Raw genomic sequence first — 13,323 nt, forward strand, 5'->3', positions numbered from 1 at the left:
GTCTCTCACCGCTTCATCCACCGGGAGGAGCATTTTCGACTTGATCTGGATGAGCGTTGCTGCCATGAGGAGAAACTCCCCGGCGATGTCGAGGTCAAGTTCCTTCATGATCTCGATATACTCGAGATACTGGTGGGTAATAAGGGCTATAGGGATGTCATAAATATCGATCTTGTTCTCCCTGATGAGATGGAGGAGGAGATCGAGGGGGCCTTCAAAGACAGGAAGTTTTATGCTGTAAACTTCTTCCATGGCACATTACTCCTGCTATGATAAACCAAGGCCTTTCCAAAAGTCATCAACAGAAAGGAGGTATGAGGTCCGCATCCCTCTCAGCGCTGCTCAATGCAAAGTTGCTCATAGTTGACCTGACGGACAATTTCTAAAGAAGTCGGTATGCAGTGCTCACCGACAAAGTGTGACTGGTACAATTTTTACACAGTAATATTTTCCGATAAAAACCCGCCTTCCATGGCCGAATCAAGGAACGAAGTGTATATCCAGAAAGTGACCCCGGAAGTCAAGAGCATTGAGGAGACGGCATACGGTGATAGGTTTTTCAACATAGTCTTGGATGGCTTGTTGTTCATTTGTTCAGCATCTGCCCTTCTTTAATCATCATTTCGCTCACTTCTCGCAGTGCAACCCCTTCCTTCATAAGCAAAACGCCCTCCTTGATCAGCAACTCGCCTTGTTGCACCAAAAAATTATTCTCCATCATCTTTAAACCCTCTCTAACCATTGCGTCTCCCTCTTTCCAGACTGTATCGGCTCTGTTTTTAATAAGCCTTCCCTCGTCTTCTAGATTCAGTTCTTCCCCCCACGATCCCCCCTTGCTAATCTTTCCCTCCATCATCTCCGTTCCAATCTTCATCAACTTGTCGCCTTCATCCATCAGAGCCTTGCCATGCTGCGTCATCCTTTTGGCTTTTTCCATCATTACCTTCGCTTGTTCCTCCATCATTCCCTTCCTTGTTAAATCTGTATCCGTTTGAGCATAGCTATAAGCAGACATAGCGTACGATAAAAGAAAAATCATAAATAATTTTAAAAGCATCGCAAACCTCCTTCCAGCCAGTTTTCTTTACTTCACGCCCATAGCATATCACAAAATTGGCGTCTTCAGAAGAGGGAGAATGCTCATAATATTTGTGAACATTTGCTTTTCAACTTGAAATAGTGTCCCTGGAAAAGAAGGAAAGAAGATTGCTTTTCACGGAGAAGTAATTCTCAAGGTGTCGGGATAAGCACTGTGTCAAAATAGTTGACCTGTCACAGGAGATTGTGGAATGCAATCCCGCGCTCCCTCACTGGTGAGTCGGAACTTCTCAGATAAGAATCTTGTCCGTCGTCAAGAGCAGCATGACGAGAAGCATGTAGACATTGATCCTCGTGAACGTCACGGCGGAGAGGGTACCTCCGCCTCTCCCCTTCAGGAGCCTTACCCCGTACCAGATGATCCATAACGATGCAGCGAAGAGCATACCTCGTATGTGCGGAATCTGAACCATACCGGGCATCGATATAAAGAGACAGCTCACTGCCGCTGCTGATATCCAGATAAAGATTATCCTCGTGAGCTGGGGCCTGCTGAAGATCCGTGTCATGGAGGGAAGCCCAGCCTTCTCATACTCTCCGCCAAAGTCCAGTATAAGCAGCCAGAAGTGCGGGACCTGCCACATAAAGAAGAAGAAACAGAGCACGAGAAGTCTTGGATCAGAGAGGCTCCCTCCTCCCGTCACCCAACCGATCGCAGGAGGCACGACCCCGATCAACGCCCCCGGCACCACAGCGAAGGCACTTCTTCTCTTGAGGTACGTATAGACGCCGTTATACCAGCAGACCGCAACCAACCCGAGGAGGGGAGCAGCAGCATTCGCGGTGAGGAGGAGCGCGGCAAAACCCGAAAAAAGAAGTACCGCCGAGAACAAGAGGGCGTGTAGGGGGATGATCCTGCCGGAGGGGATAGGCCTTCTCTCCGTCCTCGGCATGCGTGCATCGATCTCCCTCTCCTGATACTGATTGAGGGCAGAGGAGCCGCAGGCGAGGAGAAAGACCCCGAGAGAGAGGATTACGATCTCCGGCCTCAGTCCCGAAGCCGCAAGCACAAATCCCGTCGCAGCGGAAAAGGCCGAAAAAAGGGATATCCTTACCTTACAGAGTTCGAGATGGGCTCCTATCCGTTCCTTCAGTCTCGTCATCCTAAATTCGGCAGCTGGAAGAGAGAACGTATGCTCTTCCAACTGTATCTTCTCGGTTCATTTCAGATTCTTCATATACTCGATTATCACGTCAAGTTCTTCTTTCGTCACAGGGATAACAGGCATTATGGGAGGATACCCCTTGACGATATCAGCATGTGGCTCAAGGATAGACCTGCGGAGATAAGATTCGTCGACGACGATCTTCCTCTCTTTCCCGTCCGTCAGCACATCCTCTGCCCTTCCGTAAACTCCCTTGAATGTCGGGCCGATCTTCTTCGTTCCATCCGTTGTATGGCATCCGAGGCAGCCCTTGCCTTCGAGCAGTTTCAGCCCCTCGCTCACCTCTTCTCCCTCCCTTCCTCTGTACCAGTCATGAAAGTCCCTGTCCGACAGGACCACGACCTTCGAGAGCATCGCTGAATGGCCGAGACCGCAGTATTCGGTGCAGAAGATATCATAGGAGCCGGCCTCCTTCGCCGTGAACCAGAGATAGGTCTCCATACCGGGCACGCAGTCTTCCTTGATCCTGAAGGCAGGAACAGAGAAACTGTGGAGGACGTCCTGCGATTTCAGGATCAGTTTCACCGGCCTGTCAAGGGGGACCCTGAGAGTGTCACTCTGTTTCCCGTTGTCATATCTGAACTGCCACGACCACTGACGTGCCGTGACTCCGATCACAAGCGCATCTTCCGGCACCTTCCGTATCTGGACAAAACTCCTCCACCCGAGGTAAAACATGCCCAGGACAAGGAGCGTCGGGATCACGGTCCAGAGGATCTCGAGGAAAATCCCGCCCTCGACACTTTGGGGGTTCGCGTTCTTCCTCCGGTTATACTTGACCACGAAGAAGATCATGGCGAAGGTCACAAGGGCGAGGAGAATAACCTCTACACTGAGTATGTAATACAGGGTACTATCTACATTCTGTGCCGAGTTTGAGGCTTTGGGGATCAGCATTCCTTCAACCTACCGATACCACACGTCCGAGAATGTGAGCAAGAGGATAAGGGTGAAGGCGACGAGGGCGATCAAGAGCATCAGCTTCAAAATCCTGGGTTCATATCTCAGGTGCATGAAAAACGTAATGACAAGGGCAGCCTTTGCCGTGGCGATGAGGAGTGCCACGGGCACCGCATAGCCCGTCAGACGGAACTTCGAAACCGCTACGGTCGTGACCGTAAGGAGCAGCAGACCGAGCCACACAAAAATATAGGTTTTGTACTTCACGGACTGCCCTGTCTGTTCTTTCTCCGCCACCAGGACCTCCAGTCTACGTGATCAGATAAAAGAGGGGGAAAAGGTAAATCCATATGATATCCACAAAGTGCCAGTAGAGCCCGGTATTTTCAAGCTTCACAAAATTTGACGGACCGATTGTCCGCCTGAAGGTGAAAATGACCGTGGCAGAGATCAGCCCAACGCCGACGAGAACATGGAGACCATGAATCCCGGTCATCACATAGTAGAGGCTGTAAAAGATGATCTCTCCCCCGCTCATAGCCAGGACCACGGGTGAGTCCGGATAGATCCCCCGTTCGATGTGCGCACTCCACTCGATGAATTTGTTTACGAGAAAGAGGACCCCCGAAAGGATAGTGACTATCTGAAGAAGAAGGGACAGGTTCGTCTTTTCCTTTTTCATCGCTAAGAGCGAACAGACCATCGACAGGCTGCTCGTGAGAAGTATGACGGTGTTCGCTGTGCCGAGGAAAATGTCGAGTTCCGCTGCCGACCTGTGGAAATCCGCAGCGTACCTCAAGCGGTAAACGGAATAGAGGAGAAAGAGACCGCCGAAGAGGAGCAATTCCGTGAAGAGAAAGACCCACATCCCCATCTTCGCCCCGACGTAATCGACGTGATGTTCGGCTGCCGTATCAGAGATCTTTTCCATACTCAAGAAAAGTATCGTTCCTGTGTCCCTCAATCATACTTGTAGGCCCCGTGTTTGATGACCGGTATCTCTTCGAAGTTCTCCCGGGGAGGAGGCGATGGTATCTGCCACTCCAGGGTCTTGCCACCCCAGGGGTTGTCAGGCGCCTTTTCTCCTCTGAACATGGACCTGATGAGATTCCCGAACATCATAATGAGTCCAAGAGCGAGTATCCATGAACCCACGGTCGAGATCACGTGGTTCGTATGGAACTTCGGCAGATAGCTGAAGTATCTCCTCGGCATCCCCTGGAGACCGAGGATGAACATGGAGAAATAAAGGATATTAAAGCCGATGAAGAGAACAAGGAGGGAGAGCTTCGCCAGCCTCTCGTTGTACATCTTCCCGAACATCTTCGGAAACCAATAGTGAAGTCCCGCAAAGAAGCCGAACCCCGTTCCGCCGAACATGGTGTAATGGAAATGGCCGACAATGAAATAGGTACCGTGGATATAGAGATTCAAGGAGAGCGTGCCGTTTATCAGCCCTGTCAGCCCGCCGATCGAAAAGAGGAAGATGAAAGCAAGGCAGAAGAGGAGCGGGGAATCGGTCTCCACTGAGCCTTTGTACATGGTGGCGATCCAGTTGAAGACCTTGACACCGCTTGGCACCGCCACGAGGAACGTGATGAGGGAGAAGATGATCCTTGACGTGTCGCTCATTCCGCTCGTGAACATGTGGTGGCCCCAGACGAGATATCCGAAAAAAGCGATGCCGAGGCTCGAAAAGGCGATCGCCTTGTAGCCAAAGATGGTCCTCTTCGAGAAGACGGGAAAGATCTCCGACACAACGCCCATAGCAGGCAGTATCATGATATAGACTGCCGGGTGGGAGTAAATCCAGAAGAGGTGTTCAAAGAGTATCGGATCTCCACCTTTCACAGGATCAAAGAACCCTATTCCAAAAAACCGTTCGAGGACGAGGAGGAAGAGCGTGATCCCGAGAATCGGTGTAGCGAGGACCTGTGTCCATGCCGTCGCATAGAGGGACCAGACAAAAAGGGGCATGCGGAACCATTTCATGCCGGGCGCCCTGAGCCTATGGATGGTCGTGACGAAATTCAGGCCTGTAAGAATCGATGAGAACCCGAGGATGAAGACGCCGATAAGGGCAACGGAGACATTCGTCGGGGTCCGTATGCTGTAAGGCGCGTAGAACGTCCATCCCGTGTCAGGGGCCTTTCCGTCGGTAAAGATCGAGAGGACAACGAGGACCCCTCCGATCATATAGAGCCACCATGACATGAGATTGATACGGGGAAAGGCGACATCCTTCGCACCGATCAGGATCGGCAGGAAGAAGTTCCCGAGGGATGCAGGGATTCCCGGGATGATAAAGAGGAAGATCTGGATCACTCCGTGAACGGTAAAGAGCGAATTGTATATTCTCGCCGTGATGAACCTGCCGGGGTCGATGAGGTTGATCCTCATGAGGATACCGAGGGTAACGCCTATCGAAAAGAAGGTAAGGACACCGGCAAGATACATGAGACCGATCCTCTTGTGGTCCGTCGACAATATCCACGACAGAATGCCCCGGTACCTCCCAGGGGCTTCGTAAAAACTCTCTCTCTCCACAGAGCCTCCGAAGGCCATTACCTCTCCTCCCTTCTCCTTTTCCTGCCGGTCACTGCGAGGTACGCAAAAAATGAGATGAGGAGAATCAGCATCACCGTGCCGAAGACCTTGAGGAGATTGAAGACGTACCTCTTCTGTTCAGAGTCATAACTGTAGCAGAAGAGGAAGAGCCTGTTGGTGCTCAAGCCCACTTTACCCTTCGACGCCTCGGTGAGGGCCAGCGTCAGGTCGAAAGACGAGAAGGTCTTTCCATAGAGATATCTCGTGATCTTTCCGTCAGGAGAGAGAATGATCAGGGCGACGGCATGAGAGAACCCGTCCCTCTCCCGCCTGAAGGAGAAGCCTGCTGCATCGGTGACCTTCTTGATATTCTCCCGGTCTCCGGTTAGGAACCTCCACGATCCTTCGGGGAAAGGTCGACCCACGGCCCTGATAAAGTCTCTCTTCTTTTCGCGGGCGACGGCGGGCTTATCGAGCTCGTCGAAGCTGATCGTCACTACTGAGTAGTCCTTTTCCGGACTGAGTTTGAGCGTGGCGAGGGCTTCCGCGATGCCTCCCAGGAGGAGTGGGCAGGCGTGCGTACAACTCAGATAGACAAAGGAAAGGATCGTGGGTCTTCCGATGACCTCCCTAAAGGTAATCACGTTGCCCTCTTCATCATGAAACGTTGCGTCGGCAGGCATCTTCTCTCCCAGTCTCTCCTCTATGCCGATCGTCGTCTCCGACGTGTTCGCTTCGGCAGAAACAGTACCGATGAAGCTCGCGAGGAGAAAGAGGAGCGCAAAAGCATTCCGCCTCATAAAGAGTTTAGCAAAAAAATTTGAGAAATGCAGAAAATCTGAGGACCGACCCATCGCGTGCATGTCCTCACCCCCTGAGTTTCTTCAATCCCCGATAAAAGAAAAACATTCCCACAGCACTCAGGACAATGTCGAGGTAGGGATACAGCCGATAGGTGTACTGATAAAAGACCGGCACGTCGGAGAGAGGCCTCGCGCTCCCTATGGAACCCCAGTAGTATGCCGAGATGGCGGTCAGAATCGAGCCGATGATAAGTTCCTTACTGATCTTCATACGTTCCTCCCACTGGCCGTCTGCGATAACCGATCATGGACCGTATCATAAGGGGGTTTCATATTGCCGTCCCCTATGATAACCGCCGTCAACCTGCCTGACGCTACCATTATATCAGAGATTGTCGAAAGGAAAGGCAGCGTATGTCTCCCCATCGTTGCCCGGTTCTCTCTTGAAATAGTGTGACAATCCTTCTAAGATAAGAAAGCGCTGAAGATCATGAGGGAAAGGGGGTAGGTTCCGTGCCGGACAGACATTATGAGAGGATCCACGCAGATGATGAGAATCTCTGCAAGTTATGCATCAGTGAACTGGGAGGACTCTACACCGACCTTGGCCTTTCAGCAGACGAATTGGACTTGCTGGACATGCCGAGGCGGTCCTTCACCGTCCATTTCCCTGTCAGAATGGACTCAGGGAAGACAAGGATGTTCCTTGGCCACAGGATCCAGTACAACGATTCCCGGGGTCCCACGAAGGGGGGCATCAGGTTCCACCCGGACCTGACCATCGACCATGTCAGAGACCTCGCCTTCCTCATGGTGCTCAAGTGCGCAGTGGTAAACATCCCCTTCGGCGGATCAAAAGGCGGCGTTGTCGTGAACCCCAAAGAACTCAGCAGGAACGAGCTTGAGCAGGTGACGCGCGGATACATCCGTGCCATCGCCAACCACATAGGTCCTTCAAAAGACATTCCCGCCCCGGACGTCTACACCGATGAAAAGATCATGGTCTGGATCATGGACGAATATGAGCGCATCAAGGGAAAACATGTCCCGGCTGTGGTGACGGGAAAACCGGCTGAACTGGCAGGAATGAAGGCCAGGAGGTACTCAACGTCCCTGGGCGGGATCTATGTCCTTGAAGAAGCAATGGCAAAGATCGGAATGGACAGACACGAAACTCGTGTCGCTGTCCAGGGCTTTGGCAACGTGGGAGAGAACGCTGCCCGCATTCTTCATGAGGCAGGATACCGGGTGATAGCAGTCAGCGATTCACGGGGTGGCATCAGGGATGAGAGGGGCCTCGATATCCACGACGTGATGACCCACAAAGAAAAGACTGGAAGCGTCGTCGGCTTCAGGAACAGCTCATCCATGACGAATGCTGAGCTCCTCACCTGCGATTGTGATATCCTGATCCCTGCAGCCCTCTCCGACCAGCTCAACGGGAATAACGCCCATGATGTGCGGGCGAAGATTATCGTTGAACTCGCTAACGCTCCGACAACGCCTGAGGCCGACGAAATACTGTTCGCAAAGGACACGATGCTCATCCCCGATGTCCTTGCCAACGCCGGAGGCGTGGTGGTGAGTTACTTTGAGTGGATCCAGAACCTCAACAACGATTACTGGGAAGAGGAGAGGGTTCTCCAAAGACTGAAGACAACGATGATCAGCGCTTTCAACGATGTCCATACGCTCTGCTCTGAAATACACTGCAGGATGAGAAGGGCTGCGTACCAGCTTGCGGTGAAGAGGATACTCCATGCCGAAAGGCTGCGGGGGAACCTGTAGTACCTGTCAGCCTATATTATTCGTCCGTTCTCTCGCATGCGCGGACCGGCCAATAACCCCGTCTTTTGCCTTTGAATCGAAAGCCGGTCCCGAAGTTTATGAATGATCTCGTGATCTCGGTTTTTCCTTCACCGAGGGTCGGTCCGATTCCCGGAGAGCTCAAGAATCCTTCTTACGAGCACCGCCGGCAGTGCATCCCTATTATCGAGAGTCACCTCATGGATTTCGATATCTCCCCTCTTCTTTATCCCCATGATAAAATCATCACCGCCGAGGGTGATCGTGCCCATGACAATATTCGTTGAATTCAGTGCGTCGGTCGCAGCCTTCTTAAAGACTTCTGAAAAGCATTCCATCTTGCCGATCTCATCGAGAATAATGATATGCCTGTTCACGGGTGTGATTGAAGGTACGGCAACGCCCTCGATATTCTCGATACTCACCCCATATCGTCTTATATGAAATTCGGATTTTATGTCCTGATGAGCAAGGTAGCCTTTTCTACCATCGAGGGTCTTCATGAGAAAACCGACCCTCCTGCCGCCAACCCTCTCCTCCTCGGTATAGAATCCTCGGACAGGAAGAATGAGATCTCTTATCACCTTCTTGATGACCGTTGTCTTCCCCGACGATGGAGCACCTGTCAAAAAAATATTCTTCTTCATCCCGCTCCAAATTGCTCATTCATGCGAGAAAGCTTCTCATATCCAATTGCTGGTCAACGACGCTGTACTTTGTCTGAGCCTTTCTGTTCTCATTTCCCATCGCCACGATCTTATATCCGATGTCCCTGCCAAGGGGGGATGTGCAGCGCCGTACTTCACGCAACAGTCTGTCGGCATACCCCCGGTCTTTGTCTTTCGTCCATACGCGGAGTTCCACCTCACCGGCCTTCTCCTGATAGAGCTGAAACCTCTCGATATGCTCCAGCACCTCACGATCGATCGTGAGATGGGCCGAAACAACCCGTCCGTCGGCGGTGACGAGAAAATCACAGAGCCGACCATCGATGGCAGCAGCCGTATCATAGGGCCTTCCACAAGCCCCGCAGCCCTTCCGCAGACCCCTGCATATGTCGCCCGTTCGGTATCTGATGAGTGGCATGGTATAATTGATAAATCCTGTTCCGACGAGTTCATGGGATTCATTCCGTAACGGAGCGTATTCCGTGAGCCCATATTGGGGATAGAAGTGGTATGCGTCAGCATGCTCGCACCCTCCGCCGTGAATTGCCTTTTCCACCAAACCGTAATCTAAAAAGACCCTTGCCCCCGCGGCGGTCTCAATAAGCTCCTTTTGCCATGGATAGATCTGCTCGGCAACGGTGATAATACTTTTCAGGCTACCGCACATGGTCCGTTTCCTGTTCTTTACGTACGAAAAAAAAGCGGCAATTGTATGGGGAAACCCGACGGCATATTCTGGCCGGAATCTGTTGATCATTTCTATAAACCGGTCGATCCACGGCTCCACAAGGTGACTGCTCGATATGATGAGCCTGTTCCCGCTCTTCTGCCAGGGGAAGGGCTCTTTGCTGTTCTCTCTGGAAGTACTCTCAAAAAAGACCGTCCTTGCTCCGGGATGATACCCGGTCCTGCTCCAGAGATGAACGACCGTTGCCCAATGTTTCTCCTCGGTCTCCTTCGTCCCATACAGACAGAGGGGAATCCCTGTGGTGCCGCTCGTCTTTACCGTTATGAGTTTGCTCTCCGGTATGTTTTGCGCGATGAACTCGGAGCGCGCCGTCCTCACCGTCTCTTTGTCGAGATAGGGCAGGTCCTTGATATCATCGAGGTTCTGCACCCTCGCAGGCTCGAATCCATATTCTCTGAACAACTTCATATAATAGGGCACGTTCTTCGCTGTATGGACCAGGAGATCTTTCAGGTGCTCAACCTGATAGGTCTCGAGTCTTTCCCTGGACCACTGCTCTGATTCTCTAAGGAAGGCGAGCCAGTGCCTGAAGGTCTGACCATAGGAGATGCCATAGCGGAGTCCCAGGGGGAGCCTTTCCAAGGCCTCCCTCACAAGGCGCTCGATCGCGTGATTAGATTCTACGAACTTCCTGATGATCTCTATGGTCCCCATGGGCGCGGCTTCAGAAGACCATTATTTCAGAAAAAAAGTGGACGGTAGGGGATTCGAACCCCCGACTTCCACGTTGCGAACGTGGCGCTCTCCCAGCTGAGCTAACCGCCCTATCCTTGTAAAATCAGCACTTACAGCTCTTTGCCTCTTCGCCGACAGCTCTAATTGTAGTAGAATTGTAGTAGTTTTTCAACTTATGGACTGCTTCGGCAAGGGATATGGGTGGAGTCTGAAGAAGGAAAAGGAGCATCGCACCCTCAAAAAGATCTTGGCTGCAAGGCAGGGCTGGATAATATCCCTCACTTTTTTGAGAGTAAGCACGTTTGCAAATGCAATGTCTTTATCTGTGCGTTGCAGTATGGACCTTATTAGACAATCTTATGATCTGATTATATATTTAAAGTTGACTAAATCGGACCATTCCAGTACAGTTTAATCAAAAAAGGATGCAGACAAATCAAACCCTTTGTGGAAGGGCGTGGAAAACAGAGGATCTTATGATAAGGCATTAAGATGGATGAGCTGCCTGAGATGAGAGCTTCGGCGAGCTCGGCTTCTTATCTACTTATTTTTAAGGAGAAAGGCCTTGATACTTAAAAGAGATTTGGAATTTCTTCGTGACTGAAAAATGAGCAGCTTGATTGAGGCGACCATGATTCTTTTCATAGCGAAACGGCCTTCGCCGCAGGTTATGAGGTGAAGAAGGAAGTAGGCGGACACATTGTAGTAATGCATACCGACAGGAACCAACCACTTGCGGGTGACAACAATGCTTGCTAGTATAGAGGTGACTGACGCAAAAATCTCTGAGCATGTAAGGCGGATGTGGCAATTGAATATTCGGGACCCGCAATGCCAGAGGATTGAGGCATTACACTATACGGCCAAGACGGAGTTAAGAAGAGGTTAAGAAGAGGGCTGCATACGGGAAGGTTAAGCCTGTTAACGGCAGGTTCTAGGAATATCGCGGTGAAAATAACAACGGACAATAAGACGTGGACGACAAACTTCGTCGTGGATGTCGAATAACGACGCATTATTCCCTAAGCAGTCTCATCTTAATCATCGAGGCATTGCGAGCCTTCGGAAAGGAGGTATTCGTCGAGAAACACATAACAGCGCCGTTTTAGGGCAGTAATAAGAGGAAAAATTTTGCCGTAATGTCGTGGTGCATTCAATGAATAGGATGAACAGGAGGTATCGCAATGAGAGTTAAAGTTACGCTGTGTTCTTTTCTGGCATTGGTAGTCTCTCTCGTTTTGGCGGTTTCCGGTCTTGTGTATGCTGAAGAGATGAAACATATGCACGGAGGGGGGGCTGACATGGGCATGCACCATTTCCATATGCTTATGGATCATGGCCTCACGATGGTTGTTGAGGGTTCCAACATGGTGATGCTGGCGGACATGAAAATGGCTCCCGCAGTCGACAAGAAGACTCTTGAGCACGGGCAGCACATGATGAAGGAAGGAAAGGACCTCATTACCCGTGCCCTGAACGGACCTGAGATGGCGGCCATGATGAAGAAGCATGCCAAGGATCCTCTGATGGACTATACGCATCAACTCGGCGAAGCTATGCTCAAATTTACGGATATCCTTGAGAAGATGTCAACGGAAGACATGTCATCTCCCGATATGATGACAATGCATCACATGCACATGATGATCAACCATGCAGTTCAAATGGCGGCTGATGGCGCCAATCTGATTATGCTCGGCCAGATGGGCATGGCTGCAGACATTGATAAACTCACGACGGACCATGGGAAGACGATGTTGAGTGATGGCAGGTCTATGGTCAATGAGATGATGGAGAGCAAGGGAATGAAGGAGATGCATGCAAAAGGGACAACACCTGAGAAATCACCAATGATGGGCATGTCCCACAAGCAGGCTGAAGCTGCAATGAAAGTCATCGATTTGCTTTCCAAAATGCCCCCGGCGAGTTCTAAATAACATGAATGAATCAGGGTGGGGCTTCCGGGCCCTGCCCTGATGATTAATGAGGAACTCAAACATCAACAGAATAATGAACGGGAGATAATGATATCTCTTTTTTCTCTTGAATCGAGGTTGTAACCATGAGAGCTGTAACGGTCTTTTTCCTTGCGTTGCTTATCCCTTCTCCTGGACTTGCCTATCACACAGACCCGTCTGATGCCGGGTCCTATACAAAGCACTATGAGCAAAGCCTCTTTAAGGTCACAGGAAAAGGTTTGTTCTCTGTAGAAATGATAATCAAGGACAAAGAACTTAAAGTCGGGGTAAACGCTCTCGATATAATCGTGCACGACAAGAACGATAAGGATGTGCCTGATGCGATGGTGATAGTGACACCATGGATGCCCGAGATGGGTCATGGCGTTTTTGAAAAACCCGTTGTCAGAGAAAGGGGCGGAGGGCTCTATAGTATAGACAATATCATACTCATTATGGGCGGGCGCTGGGAGCTGCGAATAAATATTAGAAAGGGTGACCTGGAAGACAGCGTAGCCTTTGATTTTCCTGATGTCAAAATAATCTCCGAAACACCATCATCTGACGAACGTAAGACGATGTATTCTTTAGCTCCTGCCGATGTTGATACCTCTGCTGTCCGGATGTCGGCAAAGAAACTCTTCAAGCTCTCTTATGCGAGCGAAAATGTGCCGATTCCTATTGGCAGAATCATCACCTGGAAATTACGTCTCGAGGCAGCGGATGGGCGCCCTGTGAAAGACGCCGTAATTACTGTTAACGGCGGCATGCCCGAGCATGGCCATGGCCTTCCGACTCAACCTGAGGTTACCAAAGGGGCAGGGGACGGAGATTATATTGTGCAGGGCCTTAAATTCAGCATGCCCGGATGGTGGGTGATGACGTTTACAATCAAGGCTCAGGACACGGATGACACCGTCACGTTCAATCTTGTGGTCCAATAGCAGGAAGATT

The 13,323-nt window shown here is 50.9% G+C and carries 14 protein-coding genes and 1 tRNA gene; 3 read left to right on the plus strand and 12 right to left on the minus strand.

Annotation, left to right across the window (positions count from 1 at the left end; all coding sequences use genetic code 11):
- From VFG09_06715 to VFG09_06755, 9 genes are all read right to left on the minus strand, one after another.
- Positions 1-252, minus strand: a 252-nt coding sequence (locus VFG09_06715) for a segregation/condensation protein A (GenBank protein ID HET6514838.1), incomplete at its 3' end; no start/stop codon positions are given.
- Between the two features lie 334 nt (positions 253-586).
- On the minus strand, positions 587-1,057 hold the full coding sequence (locus VFG09_06720; protein HET6514839.1) for a hypothetical protein: 471 nt from the start codon (positions 1,055-1,057) through the stop codon (positions 587-589).
- A 271-nt stretch (positions 1,058-1,328) separates the two neighbouring features.
- On the minus strand, positions 1,329-2,243 hold the full coding sequence (locus VFG09_06725) for a protoheme IX farnesyltransferase (protein HET6514840.1): 915 nt from the start codon (positions 2,241-2,243) through the stop codon (positions 1,329-1,331).
- Between the two features lie 15 nt (positions 2,244-2,258).
- On the minus strand, positions 2,259-3,161 hold the full coding sequence (gene coxB / locus VFG09_06730) for a cytochrome c oxidase subunit II (protein HET6514841.1): 903 nt from the start codon (positions 3,159-3,161) through the stop codon (positions 2,259-2,261).
- 9 nt (positions 3,162-3,170) lie between these two features.
- Positions 3,171-3,461, minus strand: coding sequence for a cytochrome C oxidase subunit IV family protein (locus VFG09_06735; protein ID HET6514842.1), 291 nt, complete (start codon positions 3,459-3,461; stop codon positions 3,171-3,173).
- 13 nt (positions 3,462-3,474) lie between these two features.
- Positions 3,475-4,095, minus strand: a complete 621-nt coding sequence (locus tag VFG09_06740; protein HET6514843.1) for a cytochrome c oxidase subunit 3 — start codon at positions 4,093-4,095, stop codon at positions 3,475-3,477.
- Positions 4,096-4,124: 29 nt separating this feature from the next.
- Positions 4,125-5,729, minus strand: coding sequence for a cbb3-type cytochrome c oxidase subunit I (locus tag VFG09_06745; protein HET6514844.1), 1,605 nt, complete (start codon positions 5,727-5,729; stop codon positions 4,125-4,127).
- The gene (locus tag VFG09_06750; protein ID HET6514845.1) at positions 5,729-6,565 is read right to left on the minus strand and encodes an SCO family protein; all 837 of its coding nucleotides are present in this window, start codon (positions 6,563-6,565) and stop codon (positions 5,729-5,731) included. The genes VFG09_06745 and VFG09_06750 overlap by 1 nt, the downstream gene beginning before the upstream one ends.
- A gap of 13 nt (positions 6,566-6,578) precedes the next feature.
- Positions 6,579-6,785, minus strand: a complete 207-nt coding sequence (locus VFG09_06755) for a hypothetical protein (GenBank protein HET6514846.1) — start codon at positions 6,783-6,785, stop codon at positions 6,579-6,581.
- A gap of 242 nt (positions 6,786-7,027) precedes the next feature.
- On the opposite strand from VFG09_06755, the gene VFG09_06760 reads away from it, so the two are divergent.
- Positions 7,028-8,302 carry a Glu/Leu/Phe/Val dehydrogenase gene (locus tag VFG09_06760; GenBank protein HET6514847.1) on the plus strand — a complete coding sequence of 425 codons (1,275 nt, stop codon included), beginning with the start codon at positions 7,028-7,030 and terminating at the stop codon, positions 8,300-8,302.
- Positions 8,303-8,430: 128 nt separating this feature from the next.
- Here the strand turns inward: VFG09_06760 and VFG09_06765 are convergent, their stop codons facing one another.
- The 3 genes from VFG09_06765 to VFG09_06775 all read right to left on the minus strand — a co-directional run bounded on the left by VFG09_06765 (position 8,431) and on the right by VFG09_06775 (position 10,501).
- Positions 8,431-8,967, minus strand: coding sequence for a nucleoside-triphosphatase (locus VFG09_06765; GenBank protein HET6514848.1), 537 nt, complete (start codon positions 8,965-8,967; stop codon positions 8,431-8,433).
- A 19-nt stretch (positions 8,968-8,986) separates the two neighbouring features.
- Positions 8,987-10,390, minus strand: coding sequence for a hypothetical protein (locus tag VFG09_06770; GenBank protein HET6514849.1), 1,404 nt, complete (start codon positions 10,388-10,390; stop codon positions 8,987-8,989).
- A 38-nt stretch (positions 10,391-10,428) separates the two neighbouring features.
- Positions 10,429-10,501, minus strand: a tRNA-Ala gene (locus VFG09_06775).
- 1,094 nt (positions 10,502-11,595) lie between these two features.
- Here VFG09_06775 and VFG09_06780 point away from each other — a divergent pair.
- Both VFG09_06780 and VFG09_06785 read left to right on the plus strand, forming a co-directional pair.
- Positions 11,596-12,348 (plus strand): hypothetical protein, encoded by a 753-nt coding sequence (locus VFG09_06780; GenBank protein HET6514850.1) that lies wholly within the window; start codon positions 11,596-11,598, stop codon positions 12,346-12,348.
- A gap of 125 nt (positions 12,349-12,473) precedes the next feature.
- On the plus strand, positions 12,474-13,313 hold the full coding sequence (locus tag VFG09_06785) for a FixH family protein (GenBank protein HET6514851.1): 840 nt from the start codon (positions 12,474-12,476) through the stop codon (positions 13,311-13,313).
- The last annotated feature ends 10 nt before the right edge of the window (positions 13,314-13,323 follow it).

The sequence above is a fragment of the Thermodesulfovibrionales bacterium genome (assembly GCA_035686305.1).
Classification (GTDB): Bacteria; Nitrospirota; Thermodesulfovibrionia; order Thermodesulfovibrionales; family UBA9159; genus DASRZP01.

Excerpts from the sequence above, each read along its gene's own strand:
- VFG09_06750 (HET6514845.1), bottom strand. The coding sequence starts at position 6,565 with ATGGGTCGGTCCTCAGATTTTCTGCATTTCTCAAATTTTTTTGCTAAA.
- coxB (HET6514841.1), bottom strand. The coding sequence starts at position 3,161 with ATGCTGATCCCCAAAGCCTCAAACTCGGCACAGAATGTAGATAGTACC.
- VFG09_06720 (HET6514839.1), bottom strand. The coding sequence starts at position 1,057 with ATGCTTTTAAAATTATTTATGATTTTTCTTTTATCGTACGCTATGTCT.
- VFG09_06780 (HET6514850.1), top strand. The coding sequence starts at position 11,596 with ATGAGAGTTAAAGTTACGCTGTGTTCTTTTCTGGCATTGGTAGTCTCT.
- VFG09_06765 (HET6514848.1), bottom strand. The coding sequence starts at position 8,967 with ATGAAGAAGAATATTTTTTTGACAGGTGCTCCATCGTCGGGGAAGACA.
- VFG09_06770 (HET6514849.1), bottom strand. The coding sequence starts at position 10,390 with ATGGGGACCATAGAGATCATCAGGAAGTTCGTAGAATCTAATCACGCG.
- VFG09_06785 (HET6514851.1), top strand. The coding sequence starts at position 12,474 with ATGAGAGCTGTAACGGTCTTTTTCCTTGCGTTGCTTATCCCTTCTCCT.
- VFG09_06755 (HET6514846.1), bottom strand. The coding sequence starts at position 6,785 with ATGAAGATCAGTAAGGAACTTATCATCGGCTCGATTCTGACCGCCATC.
- VFG09_06740 (HET6514843.1), bottom strand. The coding sequence starts at position 4,095 with ATGGAAAAGATCTCTGATACGGCAGCCGAACATCACGTCGATTACGTC.
- VFG09_06745 (HET6514844.1), bottom strand. The coding sequence starts at position 5,729 with ATGGCCTTCGGAGGCTCTGTGGAGAGAGAGAGTTTTTACGAAGCCCCT.